The organism is Rheinheimera sp. A13L, from assembly GCF_000217935.1.
GTDB lineage: Bacteria > Pseudomonadota > Gammaproteobacteria > Enterobacterales > Alteromonadaceae > Pararheinheimera.
This window is the reverse complement of record NZ_AFHI01000012.1, coordinates 322431-339016: the sequence shown is the minus strand read 5'-3', so window position 1 is coordinate 339016 and position 16586 is coordinate 322431. Positions and strand designations below refer to the sequence as shown.

17 protein-coding genes are annotated in these 16586 nt (G+C 47.6%); 13 read left to right on the top strand and 4 right to left on the bottom strand.

Annotated elements, in window-relative coordinates; all coding sequences use genetic code 11:
• Positions 1 to 97: 97 nt before the first annotated feature.
• Complete coding sequence (locus RHEIN_RS09000) at positions 98 to 4855, bottom strand: DUF3320 domain-containing protein (RefSeq protein ID WP_008898671.1); 4758 nt, start codon at positions 4853 to 4855, stop codon at positions 98 to 100.
• A 292-nt stretch (positions 4856 to 5147) separates the two neighbouring features.
• Here RHEIN_RS09000 and RHEIN_RS08995 point away from each other — a divergent pair, with 292 nt between their 5' ends.
• Both RHEIN_RS08995 and RHEIN_RS08990 read left to right on the top strand, forming a co-directional pair.
• Complete coding sequence (locus RHEIN_RS08995) at positions 5148 to 5402, top strand: type II toxin-antitoxin system Phd/YefM family antitoxin (RefSeq protein ID WP_008898670.1); 255 nt, start codon at positions 5148 to 5150, stop codon at positions 5400 to 5402.
• Complete coding sequence (locus RHEIN_RS08990; RefSeq protein ID WP_008898669.1) at positions 5392 to 5676, top strand: type II toxin-antitoxin system RelE family toxin; 285 nt, start codon at positions 5392 to 5394, stop codon at positions 5674 to 5676. Before RHEIN_RS08995 ends, RHEIN_RS08990 begins: the two co-directional genes overlap by 11 nt.
• Positions 5677 to 5924: 248 nt before the next feature.
• Here RHEIN_RS08990 and RHEIN_RS08985 read toward each other — a convergent pair whose 3' ends face one another.
• Positions 5925 to 6965 (bottom strand): methionine synthase, encoded by a 1041-nt coding sequence (locus RHEIN_RS08985; RefSeq protein WP_008898668.1) that lies wholly within the window; start codon positions 6963 to 6965, stop codon positions 5925 to 5927.
• 18 nt (positions 6966 to 6983) lie between these two features.
• Complete coding sequence (locus RHEIN_RS08980; RefSeq protein WP_008898667.1) at positions 6984 to 7994, bottom strand: DUF1852 domain-containing protein; 1011 nt, start codon at positions 7992 to 7994, stop codon at positions 6984 to 6986.
• A gap of 328 nt (positions 7995 to 8322) precedes the next feature.
• Between RHEIN_RS08980 and RHEIN_RS08975 the strand changes: the two genes are divergently transcribed.
• The 5 genes from RHEIN_RS08975 (at position 8323) to RHEIN_RS08955 (ending at position 11687) form a co-directional block, all read left to right on the top strand.
• Positions 8323 to 8769, top strand: coding sequence for a hypothetical protein (locus RHEIN_RS08975; protein ID WP_008898666.1), 447 nt, complete (start codon positions 8323 to 8325; stop codon positions 8767 to 8769).
• A 51-nt stretch (positions 8770 to 8820) separates the two neighbouring features.
• Entirely contained in the window at positions 8821 to 9183 is a 363-nt protein-coding gene (locus RHEIN_RS08970; RefSeq protein WP_008898665.1) for a YciI family protein, read from the top strand.
• Positions 9105 to 10421 (top strand): RNA polymerase sigma factor, encoded by a 1317-nt coding sequence (locus RHEIN_RS08965; RefSeq protein WP_202797791.1) that lies wholly within the window; start codon positions 9105 to 9107, stop codon positions 10419 to 10421. Before RHEIN_RS08970 ends, RHEIN_RS08965 begins: the two co-directional genes overlap by 79 nt.
• Positions 10422 to 10514: 93 nt before the next feature.
• Positions 10515 to 10694 carry a hypothetical protein gene (locus RHEIN_RS08960; protein WP_040554786.1) on the top strand — a complete coding sequence of 60 codons (180 nt, stop codon included), beginning with the start codon at positions 10515 to 10517 and terminating at the stop codon, positions 10692 to 10694.
• Positions 10695 to 10739: 45 nt separating this feature from the next.
• The gene (locus RHEIN_RS08955; protein WP_008898663.1) at positions 10740 to 11687 is read left to right on the top strand and encodes a capsular polysaccharide export protein, LipB/KpsS family; all 948 of its coding nucleotides are present in this window, start codon (positions 10740 to 10742) and stop codon (positions 11685 to 11687) included.
• 87 nt (positions 11688 to 11774) lie between these two features.
• On the opposite strand, the gene RHEIN_RS08950 is transcribed toward RHEIN_RS08955, so the two are convergent.
• A complete protein-coding gene (locus RHEIN_RS08950) occupies positions 11775 to 12635 on the bottom strand; it encodes a delta-class carbonic anhydrase (RefSeq protein WP_008898662.1) in 861 nt (286 codons plus the stop codon).
• A gap of 419 nt (positions 12636 to 13054) precedes the next feature.
• Here RHEIN_RS08950 and RHEIN_RS08945 point away from each other — a divergent pair, with 419 nt between their 5' ends.
• From RHEIN_RS08945 to RHEIN_RS08920, 6 genes are all read left to right on the top strand, one after another.
• A complete protein-coding gene (locus RHEIN_RS08945; protein ID WP_008898661.1) occupies positions 13055 to 13483 on the top strand; it encodes a nucleotidyltransferase substrate binding protein in 429 nt (142 codons plus the stop codon).
• Positions 13470 to 13799: a nucleotidyltransferase family protein gene (locus tag RHEIN_RS08940; RefSeq protein ID WP_008898660.1), complete on the top strand. Its 330-nt coding sequence runs from the start codon at positions 13470 to 13472 to the stop codon at positions 13797 to 13799. Before RHEIN_RS08945 ends, RHEIN_RS08940 begins: the two co-directional genes overlap by 14 nt.
• 136 nt (positions 13800 to 13935) lie before the next feature.
• A complete protein-coding gene (locus RHEIN_RS08935; RefSeq protein WP_008898659.1) occupies positions 13936 to 14466 on the top strand; it encodes a helix-turn-helix domain-containing protein in 531 nt (176 codons plus the stop codon).
• Positions 14463 to 15191 (top strand): AzlC family ABC transporter permease, encoded by a 729-nt coding sequence (locus RHEIN_RS08930; RefSeq protein WP_008898658.1) that lies wholly within the window; start codon positions 14463 to 14465, stop codon positions 15189 to 15191. The genes RHEIN_RS08935 and RHEIN_RS08930 overlap by 4 nt, the downstream gene beginning before the upstream one ends.
• Complete coding sequence (locus RHEIN_RS08925) at positions 15184 to 15531, top strand: AzlD domain-containing protein (RefSeq protein ID WP_008898657.1); 348 nt, start codon at positions 15184 to 15186, stop codon at positions 15529 to 15531. The genes RHEIN_RS08930 and RHEIN_RS08925 overlap by 8 nt, the downstream gene beginning before the upstream one ends.
• 162 nt (positions 15532 to 15693) lie before the next feature.
• Positions 15694 to 16533, top strand: a complete 840-nt coding sequence (locus RHEIN_RS08920) for a hypothetical protein (protein WP_008898656.1) — start codon at positions 15694 to 15696, stop codon at positions 16531 to 16533.
• Positions 16534 to 16586: the final 53 nt, after the last annotated feature.

The following is a 16586-nucleotide window of genomic DNA, read 5'->3' as shown; positions in this document are numbered from 1 at the left end:
AGATAAACAACCGCCTATGGAGGTTTTGGTGCTAGGGTTATGCTCATTGCCCTAGTACTTGAGTAATGGATCTCAAAAATCCTATGTTTTGAGAGTCCTAAACTTTACTCGCAATCTTCAACCGCTCATTCTCACAAACCAGCACACCTTTATCACACTGTACCTGAGCCAACTTCGCCATTCGTTCCGCAGCCTGTGCCGTTGCGCGCTGAAACCCTAACAGACCCAAAGCTGCGGATGCTGCATCAGTTACGCTTATAGCGTGTGCATCTTGTACTGTCAGTAATAAGGCGTTGGTTAGTTCTGCATCACAGACGTTTTCAAGCTTGCGGGTGGCAGTGTCGGCGCTGTTCCAGTTTCTTAATTTGACTGTGCTGCGGCCATGCGGCCATAACACTTCGTCTTTATCTAGCTGAATCAATCCTTTTGCTACTGCGCTTTCTATGGCTTGATCAACAGTGCGTTTAATTTTGGCACCAACTCGTGTCAGGCCTGCAGCGTTGGCTAATCGGGTGGCAACTAAGCTGGCGAATATTGGGTATTCGGTTTCGACAATACGCTCCACCGCATGCACCAACATACTTAAAGGAATGGCACTGAAATCATCGACATGGGGAATATTTAGCTTAGACACATCGGCTTTTTTATAAGGCGTAGTGCAGGCTTCAAACTCTGGTTGTTCTTCCTCTACCCGCAGAATAGGCGCAGCAACAAGCTCCGGTGTGGCAACCTGTTTTCTCACTTGCTTGGTGCAATTGGCTTGTGCCGCTATCGATACCATCAGCTCGTTGTGTTGGGTTATGGCTTTATCTATCAATACTTTCAGGCGATGTAATTCAGCCTCTGGATCGCGGAACCAGTCGGTGGACCAAATGCGTCCAAAGCTCCAGCCAAGGCCTTCCAGCACACTTTGCCGCAGCCGTTCACGGTCGCGGGCTGAAGCTGCCTGATAATAACCTGCGCCGTCGTATTCCAATGCCAATACAAATTTACTGGGGTCGTCCGGATGCTTGATGGCTAAGTCGATGTAATAACCCTGACTGCCGACCCGGGTGGCTACCTGATAACCTAAACGCTGGATCGCCTGATGCAGCAGGGCACCAAAAGCAAAGTTTTGTTCCTGCTCTTTTTCATGGGCTTTGTTCAGCAGGCCTGATTCGGCAAATTGCAAAAAGATTTGCAGCGAACGCACACCAAAAGGGCTGTCTGCTTCAACTTTCAGCTCGTCACCTTTGAAGTTGGCAAAGACTTCCATTGCCAGCCGTGCGCGTGAGATCAACACGTTTAAGCGCCGTTCACCACCGGGTTTATTCAGCAGGCCAAAATTCTGGCTCAGTTGGCCTGTGCTGGTTTTGCCATAACAAATACTGATGTAAATAACGTCGCGCTCATCGCCCTGTACGTTCTCTAAGTTCTTTACAAAAAACTCATCGCCACCTGCATGTCGTGCAAAGAATTCGTCGGTTTCAGGGTGTAGGCGGCGCTCTTTTTCCAGCTCAAGCAATATGGCATCACGCTGTGAAAGGCTAAAAGCCACAACACCTAAGGACAGGTGAGGTTTGCTTAACGCATGGTTTAATACGGCCGCAACCACAGCTTTTACTTCGCCTGGATTGGTGCGTGAACCGCCTTTGTCGTAATGGGTTTCCGGCAAATGATGAAACTTCAGCCCTGTTGCATCGGGATGAAAACCCGGGCTTGGGAAGGCCACTAACTTGTTTTTATAAAACTGGTCGTTGGACACTGCTATCAGCGAATCGTGGCGGGAGCGATAGTGCCAGCGCAGCATTTTACTTGCTGCGCCGCGGGCTTCCATTAACGCCAGAATACTTTCCATTTCAGCGGTAGCACTGCTTTCCAGCTCTTCTTCTTCCAGTTCAACGGCTTTACCAAACAAGTTGCTTGGTGGCATTTGCTTACTGTCACCCACCACAATCACCTGCCGCCCACGCAGCATGGCGCCCAAAGCATCAGGGGCTGGAATTTGGCTGGCTTCGTCAAAGATCACCAGATCAAAATCCAAAGCACCTTGTTTCAGATAAGTGGCGATGGACATAGGGCTCATCATAAAAATAGGTTTTACTTGCTGGATCACGTTACCGGCTTCAGCCAGCAGCTTTCGGATAGGAATATGGCGCTTTTTCTTACCCATTTCGCGCAGCACCAGTTCCATTTCGCCTTTGGCTGTTTTCTTGGGTAAGCGCTCGTACAAGGTGTTTACCAACAGCTCCTGGGCGAAAAACAAACTGTTGCCATCAATACGTTTAAAGTCGCGCAGGCTTTGCTCATGTTTATTGCGGTCAAAGCGCCGTATGGCTTCTGAGCTGTCGTAGGCATGATCAACCAAACCACGGTAATAACTAAGTTCGAATACCGTCATTAGAAGGTCTGGAGCTGTATGCCATGAGTACGCCAGTTCAGTAAATGCTTTGATTTTATAAGGCTCAAAGGCCTGAATGATCTGGTTATAGCGTGCAAAATCATAAAGTAGGGCTGAGTTTTTCCAACCTTCTAATAAAGCATTTAGCTGGGTAAATTGCATGGCTGCTAAGTCATGGTTTGGATTGCTGGTTGGGATTTGTATCAGCTCTTTCAGCGTTTGCGCCTGTACTGCAATGGCGTTGCAGAGTGTCGTTAGTGAGTTCGCCTGGTCGCGCAGCAGCTTTTTATCAACGCCTGTATCAATCAGTTCAGCCAATGACTGCGACAATTCAAGACGATTTACCTTTGCATAAAAGGTGCTGATCCAGCTATGGATTTGAGTTAGTTCAGCATGCTCTGAAAACTCGCCTTGCCACTGCGTGCCAAAGACTTCAGACAGAATAGCTTGGTAGCTGGCCAGCTCTTTTTTCGCGCTTTGGTAAGCTAGGGCTGTATCTAATGCAGTGAGCCAGTCAGCAGACGAAGCGGGCAGAGTGCCACGCCAAAGTCCAGCTAAGTTAGCTTTTGCTTGTCGATAGCTGGACGATAGGAAACGCCACCATTTATCTGTTTTGCCAATCAAGCCCTGGCGGATACTCAGCAAATCGGCATCCAGTGCCTGAGCGATAAAGTGTTGTTCGCAGCTGGCTTTTAAGGTTAAGAAATTGGCTAAACAAGCCAGGCCGTTATCAATCCGCTTTTGTTCAACAGCCCATAAGGAGTTATTTACTTTAACCTGTTTAAGATCTGGCACTTCGGACAGCCAGCTTGTTGTTGAAATCAGTGGGGTAACTTGTTGCAAGCTTTGTGGTTTTTCAAGCTTCAGAAATGCACTGACGGTTTGAGTTTGTGCATCAAGTTGGCTAAGCAATTGGCTTGTTTCTGCTAAAGCTGAGGTCAACGCCTGCTGCAATGCAGGAGAAAAGTCCGTGCGGCCAGACATAGCAAAAGGATGAGTTGCAGGCACACCAACACGTTCCAGTTGCTGCACTAATTCAGCCACCAGTTTTCTGGCATTGCTGTATTGTTCTGCTGTCCATTGTTCAAAACAACTAAAGGGCAAAGCTGGCAAAGAGCTTTCGGGATCTTTTGTTTTCAGCTGCAATAAGGAGCCTAACGCTTCAATATAATTAAGGCCACTACGCAAAACAGGGGCGCGAATGGCATGTACATAAGCATCCAGTGAGGCCTTTGACTCTGCTAAATCCGACAGCTCTTGCTGGCGGTTTCCGGTTTGTGGCCGACCTTGTTCGAGCGACTCAGCAATAGATCCCAGCACAGCTTTTTTAGTACTTTTGTGGCTGTGTAGTTCCAGTACGGCAAAGCCCATATGAGTTTCATCCAGGCGTTTTTTTACCACCTCAAGCGCAGCCATTTTTTGCGCCACAAACAGTACTTTTTTACCCAAAGCAACGGCTTCAGCAATGATGTTGGTGATGGTTTGGGATTTGCCTGTGCCTGGCGGGCCTTGGATTATAAGATCTGCACCAGATTTCATGGCGAGGATGGCTTCAATCTGGCTGGAGTCGGCGTCTTTTACTAAGTGGAGTTTTTCCGGATGATTCAGTTCATCTGGGTTAATCTCTGCATTGTGGTCAAAACCATCCCGGAATAAGCGGCCAATCAAAGGCAACTGCGATGGTTTTTTTCCTTCAGGCCAGCCGGATGGGTCAAGATCCATATACATCTGAAACTTGCCAAAAGAGAACAGCCCCAAACCAATTTTGTCCTGATGCACTCGCCACGAAGGCTGCGCAGCAATTGCATCTGTCACCGCTTGATAATAATTCGAAACCGTCATTTCATCAGAATAGGTGGGCAGTAGTAACTTAAATTCTGTTCTGAGTTTTGCCGCTAAAGTCAGGTTTGAGCCCAGCTCTTCGCCTGTATAACGCAACTTGAAGCTGTCGCGGGCTGATGATCGGGTAAGTTCGACAGGGATCAGAATTAACGGCGCATACCTTGAAACTGATGAGTTGGTGGGCTCATTCCACTGTAAAAAACCAAGAGCCAGATACAGAACCTCAACACCTTGTTCCTGCAGCATGGTATGAGCTTCAGTTTCGAGTTTCAGCAGTGCTTTATCCAGCTTTGCTGGTATCAGCCCAGTTTGCAGGTATTTATCGCTAAAGCGTGCAGCGCCTTTCTTTTGTTCCAGATACAAATCAAGCGGTGGTAATTCGGAGTCGTCGTCCGACTGAAAGAAGCTTCCTTCATCTTCGTTGTCGGCAATTTTTTGTTGATAAGCTTCAGGCAGCGGTAAAAAGCTGAGTGTGTTTTCCTGCTCAACCAGCATTTCAAAAATCTTGGCAGATTGTTCATCAATAATGTCGAGGGCTTTGCTGCCGCTGCGGTAATTCAGTTGAGGGTTGGATCGAAGACCCATATCAAGTAATTCAAGACGCGCACGTTCCAACTGCTGCTCAACAACCATAAAATCCCTCTCTGGCTTGCTTGAATACCCATCGCCTTTGTCGTCTGCTAATTATTTATTTCTAATTGCGGCGATGGTTAAAAAACTACCATAACAACGGTTGTTTCTAAAAGCAAACATGGGTTTGTGGGGAACAGTTAGTTACTATCGGCTACGTTATCTATTGAACAGCAATAACGATAAAAAACTAAACAGCAGTTAAAAAACTAAAGGGAGCAAAGCGCTGGATTAAACTGAAAATAAAACCTAAAATAAGACCTATATTAAGTGTCGATTTAAAGGTGAACTTCACATGGCAACTGTACACAGCATTCTGGCGGAACGAACCAGCAGTATTACGGAACTGAAAAAGAACCCTATGGCGGTAGTTGCGCAGGGTGAGGGGTTTCCTGTGGCTGTGCTTAGCCATAATCAGCCTGCTTTTTACTGCGTACCTGCCGCAACTTATGAAGCTTTAATGGAGCGTCTGGAGGATTTAGAGCTGGCGGCTTTAGTTGCGGCAAGAGCTGATCAGCCGGAGGTTGAGGTCGATATTAATGACCTATAAGCTGGTTTTTAAAGAAGAAGCTTTGAAAGAATGGAAAAAGCTGGAACCTTTGATTCGGGAACAATTTAAGAAAAAGCTGATAGAGCGCCTTGATGCTCCTCATGTTGAATCTGCAAAGCTTCGGGGCATGAAGGACTGTTACAAAATCAAGTTACTCAGCGCTGGTTACCGCCTTGTGTATCAGGTTCGGGATCTGGAGATTGTGGTCTCTGTTGTGGCAGTAGGGAAAAGAGATCGCAACCAAGTATACAAAGCTGCATTATCCAGATTGTGACGTTGTAGTTTTTTTAGCTTGGTGGTGTGTTGGAATTTTGGAGTTTGCTATGACCGATATAGAAAACACTGCATAAGACCAGACAAGTCAAGATGACCTTGAAACTCCGGCAACATAACTGCCCCAGCATAAGTTCTGAGAACTGCTTATTCACTTTGCAATAACTGATGCTCTGGTAATATCCCAATTCTAAGTAGTAGGCGAGGGCAACCAAAAAGTCACCCCGCAATGCCGTATTCAACCCATTATTACCTCGCCGCCAGCTCCCGGCGCACTATCTCTGCACCTGCTGCTAATGCATTCAGTTTGCCTCGTGCAATATGACGGGGTAACGGGGCCATGCCGCAGTTGGTGCATGGGTAGAGGTGGTGAGCGTCGACAAATTGCAGGGCCTGGCGCAAAGTAGCTGCTACTTCTTCCGGCGTTTCAATGTTGTGGTTGGCGACATCTATAGCGCCTACCATCACTTTTTTGCCGCGGATAAGTTCCAACAGCTCCATTGGAACCCGTGAGTTGTGGCATTCCAGCGAGATAATATCGATGCTGGATTGCTGTAGTTTAGGAAAGACTGCTTCGTACTGACGCCATTCAGAGCCCAAAGTTTGTTTCCAGTCGGTGTTGGCTTTAATGCCGTAACCATAACAAATATGCACCGCGGTTTCGCAGTGCAGCTGTTTCAGGCCGTCGGCGGCTTGTTCTAAAGCGGCAATACCCCAGTCGTTTACTTCATCAAAAAACACATTAAAGGCGGGCTCATCAAACTGGATAATGTCCACACCAGCCTCTACCAGTTCTTTGGCTTCCTGATTCAGAATTTTGGCAAACTCAAAGGCCAGTTTTTCGCGGCTTTTGTAATGCGCGTCGTGCAATGTATCAATCATGGTCATAGGGCCTGGCAGCGCCCATTTGATGGGCTGCTTGGTTTGCTGACGTAAAAATTTGGCATCTTCGACAAAAACCGGTTTTTGCCTGCTTACGGCACCGACCACAGTTGGCACGCTGGCGTCGTAGCGGTTACGAATACGCACAGTTTCGCGTTTTGCAAAATCAACGCCGTCCAGATGCTCGATAAAGGTGGTGACAAAGTGTTGGCGCGATTGTTCGCCGTCACTGACAATATCAATACCAGCCTGTTGTTGTTCGTGCAGCGACAAACGTAAAGCGTCCTGTTTGCCGTCCGTTAATTCCTGAGCCTGCAATTTCCATGGCGACCATAAGGTTTCAGGCTGGGCCAGCCAGGAAGGTTTAGGTAAGCTGCCGGCCGTTGAAGTTGGAAGTAATTTGTTCATCAATAGGTCGCTCTTTGGTTAAATTAAATTCTGTGCTCTAAGGACTGTTGGGCTTTGTTCAAGCACACGGCTTAACAGGGCATGGTGCGGCTTAATAAAGTGCTCGTGGGCAAACTTGCCTTGTTCCACCGCTAATCGGCTGCGCTCTTCTCTGTCGTACACTATGTCTGTGACTGTGTGATCGCGGTTTTTTAAATTGGGCTGATAACGCTCTCCGGCCGGGGTATGGGCGTTGTAAATTTCAGGCCGGTAAATGCGTTGAAAGGTTTCCATGGTGCTGATGGTGCTTGCCAGCTCCAGATTGCTGTAGTCGTTTAGCAAGTCGCCAAAGAAGTAAAAAGCCAAAGGTGCGGCGCTGCCAGCAGGCATAAAGTAGCGAACCTCTAAGCCCATTTTTTTGAAGTATTGCTCTGTTAATGAGCTTTCATTTGGCTGGTATTCCACCCCTAAAACAGGATGCTGATTGGTGGTGCGCTGATAAGTTTTGTTGTCGGACACACTGAGGCAAATCACAGGTGGTTTGTGAAAGTGTTGCTGGTAAGCTTCTGAATTGACAAAAAATTGGAAGAGTTTGCCATGCAGATCGCCAAACTGATCCGGGACGCTGAACCTAGGCTGGTTTTTGTTATGTTCCGGCAGCACCAGGCTGAAGTCATAATCCCGCACATAAGAGGAAAAGTTATTGCCAACAATGCCTTCAATACGTTGCCTGGTTTTGTTGTCGATAATGGTGGTTTTTAATACTTCAATGGCCGGGAACTTATGGTCATCGCTTTCGCTGGTGCCTTCTATCTGGATAGCCACAGAAATAATATCCAGCTGCACAGAATAACGATCTGAGTTTGGGTTATCCCAACCCACCAGGCTATTAAAACGGTTGTTGATCATGGCCAGGGTGTTGCGAAGATTCTGCTGACGGCGCTCACCACGAGCTAAATTGGCAAAGTTGGTGGTGATACGGGTATTGTCTGCCGGCTGATAATTTTCATCAAAACCAATGCTTTTAATGCTGAATCTGAAGTTGTTCATCCTGTCTGCTCTCTAATTCGCTGCTGTGCGGCTCAAATGCCCATTAAGAAGTCTGGACGTCTAAGTGTTATGTATCTGTTATACGCGGACAGCTGGATGAAGAAAAATGGTTTTATTTCATCTGCACTATGAAGGATCTTCATGTTGGGGTTGGAGGGCTGGGCATGATGAGCCGTATGCGTCACCTCAGAGAAGAGTCTTGCTATAAATTCAGGGCCAGAAATAAAGTGTTCAGAATTTTTTTAGTCTGATGTCGATTAGTTGAATACTCAAGCATCTATGCTTTGAGGCGATGCAATAGTGCTCGTCATGTTTTCGGAGAGTTGGTATGGAAAAAGTGAATCTGAGTACAAGGCGGCCATATTGGTTCTGGGTGGCGGCTGCAGTGGGTTTGGTCTGGAATCTGTTTGGCATTATGCAGTTCCTTCCTACAATCAATGGCACTGTTGGCAGCTTTATGGCAAATGGTCTGACAAAAGAACAAGCTGAACTTTATGTAAATTTGCCGATGTGGATGACTCTTGCATTTGCTGTGGGCGTATTCGGTGGCACGCTGGGCTCAGTGTTATTACTGCTGCGCCACTCTGCAGCTCAGCATATATTTCTACTGTCATTGTTAGCTTATATTGTGCTTTATATTGGCGACATTACAGAGGGTGTTTTTGCTGTATTTGGCTTTGAGCAAGTGGCAATACTGACCACAGTAGTTGCCATAGCCCTGGCTTTATTGTGGCTGTCGCGTAAGCAGTTTTTAACAGAAGATCCAGTGCACTAAGTTTTTCGAAGTTACACATGTTCAAATTCATTTTTAATAGAGGACGTTCTGATGCAATTTATGCTGATCTTTAATGAAACTGCCACTGACTTCGAACAAAGAGTCAATCCGGCCACTGCACCAGCTTACTGGGATGCCTGGACTGCCTATATAGGTGCAATGGGGCAAGCGGGAGTGATAGTGCACGGCAATGGACTGCAGGAACCGCACCATGGCACTCAGGTGCAGATACGTGACGGTAAAAGAGTGATCCACGATGGCCCTTATGCCGACAGTAAAGAGCATTTAGGTGGTTATTTTGTGATAGAGGTGCCAGGTCTTGATCAGGCTTTGGAATGGGCGGCACGCAGTCCGAATGCCACAACAGGCACGACCGAAGTCAGGCCTGTACTGGTGATGACGCCGTCGACTTAATGTCCATGCTGTCTTTGTCACAACACACAGCAGAACTGGCCGCCCGGGAATCTTTCGGGCGGTTAGTTTCTTATTTGGCCTGGCAGTGGAAAGATATAGCAGCCGCAGAGGATGCGTTAGCCGATGCGTTTTTAAAAGCGCTCGAAAGTTGGCCAGTGAATGGTGTCCCGGACGCCCCAGAGGCCTGGCTGCTTACTGTGGCAAAGCGACAACTGCTTCAGGTGGCCCGCCATAACAAAGTGCGGTTTGACCCTGCAACTATGATCTTGCTGGAGCCAGAGGATGTTGCAGCAAAGACATCAGAAATACCGGATAGTCGCCTCAAACTAATGTTTGTTTGTGCTCATCCGGCTATTGATGAAAAAGTGCGAATTCCGCTGATGCTGCAAACCGTATTGGGCTTTCAGGCCAGCGAAATGGCGCCGCTTTTACTGGTTTCTCCCACCACCCTTGCACAACGACTGGTGCGGGCAAAGAAGAAAATTCGCGATAGTGGCATTCGATTTGAAGAGCCTGAAGTTGCAGAATTACCGGAGCGTCTCGACTGTGTTCTGGAATCAATCTATGGCACCTTCGGTTTCAGTCAGGACATGATCCATGGTGCTGAAGCCAGCGTGTCTGATCTGCAAAATGAAGCTATTTATTTGTGCCAGCTGTTATGCAAGCTTTTGCCTGACGAACCGGAAGCCCTTGGCTTACTGGCATTAATGCTGTTTTGCACAGCCCGCAAGCAGGCGCAACTGAGTGACAGTGGGGCTTTTGTGCCTTTAGCTGTGCAGGATGTGGCGTTATGGGATAGTGATGCCATTATTCAGGCTAATCAATTGCTGTGGACTGCTGCTCAACACAAACGCCCAGGCCCTTTTCAGTTGGAGGCGGCGGTGCAATCAGCCCATTGCCAACGTCTGTTCACTGGCACAACAGCCTGGCAGGGCATTGATTTACTGTATAAACAAATTAATGCTTATTTTCCAACCCAGGGTTCGCTGGTTGCTGGAGCCGTAGCTATGGCGGAAGCAGGACAGATAATGGCTGGGTTGGAACAGCTTGATAGGATGGATCAGTCTCTTCGCCTCACATTCCAACCCTGGTGGGTGGCCAAAGGTTACTTACTCCATTTGGCCGGGATAACAAGTGATATGTCAGCTGACTATGCCTATAGCATTGCAATTGGGCTGACGACAAAGCCGCAGGTGAAAACCTATCTTGAATCGGTACGGCGCAATCTGACACTGTAAAGATTATCCGGTAAAAATAACTAACCCGAATATCCTGCTGAGGCAGATAAGTTGGATATTCGCCTCACTTTTTGATGAGATTAAGCCGTCTATTTGGCTCATCCGGTTCTGGAACACCAGGGTTTGCAACACTGCACTAAGTTTGTGCCTGAGGTGATCCGGCCTTTGGCGATTAAAAAATTGCGATGGCATCTGGTGGCCGCTGGCGACAAGCTGGTGGTTTTTCAGTTATTTTTTCTGCTGGGTTGGTTCAATCTCACAGAAACAGCGTAGACAAAAGCTTATTGAAAACGATAAAGCAAAGGTATGTCGGGCAAGATGGGTCAATCTAACGCAATGTCTATCGATAAAAGTGGAGTCTTGGCGCGCATTTCCCCATGCAATAGTGCTTTTTACCAGGTTCAGCCAGAACAGCCTTATGTGATTATTTTTACGCTGAATCCTGTGGAACAAGTGCCTGTTTGGTTAGCTGCTCTTGCAGACTGGTTTCAAAAATACGGTATCAGTCTGGTGTACCGCCACCCCTTGCAGTCGCTGCCTGTGGAGTTTTTTCAGCAGAGTTTGGGTACCTTGTTGTGGAGTGGTTCAGTGCCACAATTTGAGCCGTTAAAACAATTTATGCGCGCCAATGGCCTGAAATACAGCTTTATTGAATGCGGATTTTTCCCTCAAACCCAGCATATCTACTTTGACCGGCAGGGTATTAATGTTGATTCCAGTCTTGCGGCCAATGATTTGAACTGGTTGCCAAAAGATGTAACTCCAATTTTGCAGCACAAACGCGAGCTGTTTTTTAAGGATGTACCCACTTATGCTGACCAGCAGGATTATATTTTTGTGCCATTACAGCTGGCTCAGGATTCAAACGTTCAGTTGAACTCGCGTTTTGTGAATGGTATGCAAGAGTTTATCGACTACATAGAATCACTTTACCCTGTTGAGACCTTAGTGTTTAAACGACATCCTCGTGATAGCTCCAGCTATCAGCTGAGATCTGCCCGTAGCTATTGGTCTGCAGACTGTTCCAGAGCCTTGATCAAAGGGGCGACCAAGGTGCATGGCATCAATTCCACAGTATTGTTTGAGGCCGAGTTGTATGGCGCTGAAACTATTATCGAAGGGGATTGTTTATTAACCCGGCATGCCGATAGAAAAACCGAATTAATTAGTGCGCTGATGCTTTGGCAATTTGATGTACAGCAACAGAACTTTTGTATGGAAAAGATTGCGCAGCGTAGTTATCTGGCGCTGGACCATTACCTTTGACTACTGTTGGAAGTAAAAAGCGCGTTAAGACAAAAGGACAGATAAAGCTGTGGCCAGACAGGATCTGGCCACAGCGTAGCTCAGTGATTAGTCGTCAATTTTTGACAATAAATCCGGGTTGGTCACCAGGTTACGTACGCCGTGAGCCAAGGATTCGTTAAATGGATTGGCCTTACACCAGGCGCCCACAGTGGCAATATTTACCTTTGCTACTTTAGGACGAACGCCCCAGCTGACCTGAAAAGGCGAAGCCACTTCATTGTAATCCGGGCCTGTGGTTGAGCCTGCATATTCAATGGGTTCGCCTGTATTTTCCGGAATATTAAGCGCCTGATGGTAACCATCATCCATACCAACTGCAGCCAGTTTGGTGAAATCAAGCGCTTTACTGTCATTCACCAGCACAAAGACCTGAGCTTCTACCCGCAGTTCCGGGTTTTTAATGGCTTCGCTCATACAGGAGTTTAAAGTAGCGCCAGGCGTGGCCATAGCGCTGGTGTGCACATAATGCACTTCAATGGTGTCGCCTGAATGCAGGCTGCCATGTTCACCAGCACAGATAGGCTCTTTGACTGGCGTTAACTCGGCTTTGCTGAGTGCGCCATTGTATTTATAACCCGAGCCCATGCCTTTGCCGTCGCCATTACCGGCATAAGTGGTGAACTCTCCGCCTTTGTGTTCGGCGCTGACATGCATATGAATATTGCACAGGTTCATCTGCTCGTACGAAGGAGCCAATGCAAATAAACGCTGATCACTGCCAGTTTTAATATCAATATCGCGCGGCGATTGCGGGCCATAACCTTTGCCTTTGGTGGCAGCGGCCAGTTTGGCATTTTGCTGAGCAATCACCTCATCGCTGACAGCATGGTGTGATGCTTCAGCAGAGTGAAGATCGCTACAAACCACAGTGGAAAATAACAGACAAGAAAAAAGAGGTAGTTTCATAACAGGTCCTTGGTCAATAGTTCTGCCAGGCCAAATGCGTCACTACCTATCACAACAACAGTAGTGCTTTGCCAAGCGTCTACACTGTAGACGAAGCTTGGGGTTTTGCTACTTTTTTTGCCTGATTATGTCGCTGATTCGATAGATCCGGACGCAAGTGAAAGTGCATGGTATAAAATTGTCGGCTAGTGTGGCTTAAACATGGCTTTGTGCAGCTCCAAAAGTGTGAGGCCTAAAAGGGCCGCGCCGTAGGTCAACATGTCTTCTCTTTTGGCGGATCAAAACAGAATTTTGAACTATGAATTTTCAGTTGTAAGGGCTGGATCCCAGAATCAAATAGCCTGCCACGTTACTCATCTGTTAACATTACCAGAGCGAACAGATCTTAGGGTCTGTAACATTTTTTAGGAGCAAAGTTCATGTCTTTGAACGTTGAACATTTGAGGCGAACAGCCGACACTCTGGAGCAAGCCATTCTTCGGTTAGTTGAAGTAGAGCCAACTGATGTGTTGTACGATTTGTATCGTAATGCAGCCATTAAAAGCTTTGAACTTTCGCTGGAAACTACCGGAAAACTGCTGCGTAAAGCGCTGAAATTATATGGAGGCAGTCCGCGCGAGGTGGATAAGTTGGTATTCAACGATGTGTTACGCCACGCAGGTAAACATGGTTTACTGGATATGGCTGGTGTTGAACGTTGGATTAATTACAGAGCGAATCGTAACACTACTGCACACGATTATGGTGAAGGTTTTGCCAACGAAACGCTAAAAATTCTGCCTGATTTTTTAAAAGATGTGCGCGACCTGGCCTTGGCTATTCAGGATTTATTTGATGCCCAGCACTGATATTTCTAAACTACAGCTTGAACCAAGGCATCTTACCTTACTGCTGCAAATACTCGAACAGTATGTACCGCAAGCCGAAGTATGGGCTTATGGCAGCAGGGTTACAGGCAAGGCGCATCAGGGTAGTGATTTGGACATAGTGCTGCGTAACGTGGAAAACCTGAATGTGGCTCAAAGCGATTGGAGCGAGTTACAGGAAGCATTGCAGCAAAGCACTCTGCCCATTCTGGTGGATGTTCATGACTGGGCTTTGTTACCGAATAGCTTTTATCCCAATATTGAACATGATTATGTAGTGTTGCAAAAGAGCCAATAATTAGGCCTTCCGGTGTTGCAACTAAATTGCCATCTGTCTACCGAACTCCGTAGCTTATTCCTAACCAACAAAACCTATTGACAAGGCATCGTTCATTATATAGAACGTTCTTTATAAGGAACGATTTGGGACTGTCATGGATAAAGCTACTCTTGATACGCTGGGCCGCCATATTCAAAGTTTGCGCCTTGCCCGCGGTTTGTCGTTGTCGCAGCTGGCGGCTGATGCCGGTATTGCGAAGTCTAATCTGTCCAGGCTGGAGCAGGGCAATGGCAATCCAACGCTGGATACCATCTGGCGCTTGTCGTTGCAGCTGCAAGTGCCTTTTGGCAATTTGATAGCGCCTGTCAGCGCTTTAGTGGGGGAGAGTGGGGTTCAGGTGCGGTTGATTGATCAAGGCAAAGACAATCCACCAGTAGATGCCTACTGGATGTCCTGTGCACCCCATACGGAGCGCAAGGCGGAAGCTCATGCTGCTGGCACTGTGGAGTCTATTACCTTGATCAGCGGCGAGCTTGAAGTCGGTATTGAAGGCGATAGCAAAACCTTAACCGCTGGCGAAAGCCATAGCTTTTCTGCTGACGAGCCGCATTTGTATCGCACCGGCGAAAACTGGGCTACGGCGCTGTTGACCATTGTTTATCAGCAAAGCAAGGAGGGCTTATGAGTTCTGTGGAAGCAGCAAAAAGCTCAGCCTGGCAACAAGGCGCCCGTGATGCGTTGCCGCTTTTAGGCGGTTATATTCCGGTGGCGATTTCTTTTGGTTTGATTGCAGTGCAATCAGGTTTTAGTGCGCTGGAAACAGTGCTTATTTCCACCCTGATTTACGCTGGTGCCTCGCAGTTTTTGTTTATCGCCATGGTCGCCTCTGGTGCGCCGCTCTGGCTGGTGCTGGTGATGACTTTGCTGATCAATGCCCGCCATCTGGTGTACGGGCCTAATATTGCGCCTTATTTATCAAACAGCCGCTGGTGGCCACTACTAATGCATGGCTTAACCGACCAGATTTTTGCCTTGGCGCATACAAGATTGCCGCAGCTTGCTGAAAAAGACCGAATGAGTTGGTATATCAGCGCGGCACTTATTGCCTGGGGCAGCTGGATTGTTGGAACTGCGGTGGGCGCTATAGCAGGCGCTGAAATTACCAGCCGCTGGCCTTTATTGGGTGAAGTCATGCCCTTTGCCTTACCAGCACTGTTTTTGGTGTTATTAGCACCACGTTTTACTTCTGTGCAGTGGACCTTAACCATGCTGATTACCATAGTGGCAGCCCTGGTGTTGAAGCTGATGGGCATGACCAATTCAGCTATTCCGCTGGCGGCTTTATGTGGGGTGTCGCTGTTTTATCTGGTGCAGGCCAAACTAAAAGCCGAGGGCAAGGCTCATGGATAAATCTTTGTGGTTGTTGATGCTGGCCTGCGCTTTGGGCACCTTTTTACTGCGGGCTTTGCCTTTACTTTGGATGCGGCGGCATTTGGTTCGCCGTAGCATCAGTAATAGCACCGAAGCTATGCCGCTTTGGTTAACAGTGCTTGCCCCAACCATGATTGCCGCTATGTTTGGTGTGTCTTTGGTTCCCGCTCATCCGGGTCTTAGTTCCTGGCTGGCCACTTTATTAGGTGGGCTTTGCACTATATTGGTGTGGCGGCGCACCCGCTCTTTAGGTTGGCCAGTTTGTGCCGGAGTGACGGTGTATGGGCTTGTTGTGGTGCTGCTTCGGCTCCTCGCTTAAGCAGATCACTGCACTGCTATCCTGGTGTGTCTGCATTTTCCTTTTTCGGGATTTTTTTGTTCCTGTTTCCTTGTTTAAACTGAAGCTGGTGCTAAGTTTTTGACAGAGCGGCGTGTGCTGTCTGCGCCTGATGGACGCACAACAAAAATAACCGGAGACATTATGAGTCTGGATCAAACAAAGTGGCGGGATAGTTATAGCCTGCTGATTGCCCTTGGTTTTGTCGTGGCTTTTTATTTTATCTACAACAATACAGGCCATAGCCTGAGCAACTGGTACTGGTTGATGCTGCTTTTTGTGGCTGTGCTGGCGGTTCTGGGCAAAGTGATTTGTGGCACCTGGAAAGGCGTATTGGTTGATGAGCGCAATGTGCTGTCTTTGTCCCGGGTGCAGATGGTGGCCTGGAGTATTTTGGTATTAACTGCTGTATTGGCTATGGTATTGCAGAATGTCAGTCAGGACAGCGCCAGTTGTCTGATCAAGGCTGATGTCAGCTGTATTCCGGATATTCCAGGTGATTTGTGGCTGTTAATGGGTTTTAGCACAACAACACTGGTTGCATCTCCTGTGCTTTTGAGCAACAGCGCAGCGGCCGAGCCTGACGAGGAAAAAAGCCAGCAAATTTCTGCAGCTTTGGCTCAACAAGGTTATCAGCAGGCTGAACAGAGTTTGAGTGGCCCTTTGTACAGAAACCCGTCACCAGCAGAGGCACGTTGGTCAGACTTAATCACTGGCGAGCAAAACAGCAATTGCCTGCATCTGGATTTACCCAGAGTGCAGATGTGTTTTTTCACTCTGGTTGCATTGCTGGTTTATGGCGTGATGTTGCATGAACAATTGCTACAAGGGGATATTGCCAAAGGTTTACCTGATTTGAATCAAGGTTTGCTGGCCATTATCGCCATTAGTCACGGTGGTTATCTGGTGAGTAAAGCCAGCCAGAATAGTGCGACAACAAACCAGGCCAGCCAGCAGGGGGCTGATAATCAACTGGCTAAATAAGCTGTAGAAAAAGACATTTCGTAAAAAAGCAAAGGCTGGAGTCAATCCAGCCC

Coding starts and splice junctions, on each gene's coding strand:
- RHEIN_RS09000 (WP_008898671.1), bottom strand. CDS start 4,855: ATGGTTGTTGAGCAGCAGTTGGAACGTGCGCGTCTTGAATTACTTGAT.
- RHEIN_RS08995 (WP_008898670.1), top strand. CDS start 5,148: ATGGCAACTGTACACAGCATTCTGGCGGAACGAACCAGCAGTATTACG.
- RHEIN_RS08990 (WP_008898669.1), top strand. CDS start 5,392: ATGACCTATAAGCTGGTTTTTAAAGAAGAAGCTTTGAAAGAATGGAAA.
- RHEIN_RS08985 (WP_008898668.1), bottom strand. CDS start 6,965: ATGAACAAATTACTTCCAACTTCAACGGCCGGCAGCTTACCTAAACCT.
- RHEIN_RS08980 (WP_008898667.1), bottom strand. CDS start 7,994: ATGAACAACTTCAGATTCAGCATTAAAAGCATTGGTTTTGATGAAAAT.
- RHEIN_RS08975 (WP_008898666.1), top strand. CDS start 8,323: ATGGAAAAAGTGAATCTGAGTACAAGGCGGCCATATTGGTTCTGGGTG.
- RHEIN_RS08970 (WP_008898665.1), top strand. CDS start 8,821: ATGCAATTTATGCTGATCTTTAATGAAACTGCCACTGACTTCGAACAA.
- RHEIN_RS08965 (WP_202797791.1), top strand. CDS start 9,105: ATGGGCGGCACGCAGTCCGAATGCCACAACAGGCACGACCGAAGTCAG.
- RHEIN_RS08955 (WP_008898663.1), top strand. CDS start 10,740: ATGGGTCAATCTAACGCAATGTCTATCGATAAAAGTGGAGTCTTGGCG.
- RHEIN_RS08950 (WP_008898662.1), bottom strand. CDS start 12,635: ATGAAACTACCTCTTTTTTCTTGTCTGTTATTTTCCACTGTGGTTTGT.
- RHEIN_RS08945 (WP_008898661.1), top strand. CDS start 13,055: ATGTCTTTGAACGTTGAACATTTGAGGCGAACAGCCGACACTCTGGAG.
- RHEIN_RS08940 (WP_008898660.1), top strand. CDS start 13,470: ATGCCCAGCACTGATATTTCTAAACTACAGCTTGAACCAAGGCATCTT.
- RHEIN_RS08935 (WP_008898659.1), top strand. CDS start 13,936: ATGGATAAAGCTACTCTTGATACGCTGGGCCGCCATATTCAAAGTTTG.
- RHEIN_RS08930 (WP_008898658.1), top strand. CDS start 14,463: ATGAGTTCTGTGGAAGCAGCAAAAAGCTCAGCCTGGCAACAAGGCGCC.
- RHEIN_RS08925 (WP_008898657.1), top strand. CDS start 15,184: ATGGATAAATCTTTGTGGTTGTTGATGCTGGCCTGCGCTTTGGGCACC.
- RHEIN_RS08920 (WP_008898656.1), top strand. CDS start 15,694: ATGAGTCTGGATCAAACAAAGTGGCGGGATAGTTATAGCCTGCTGATT.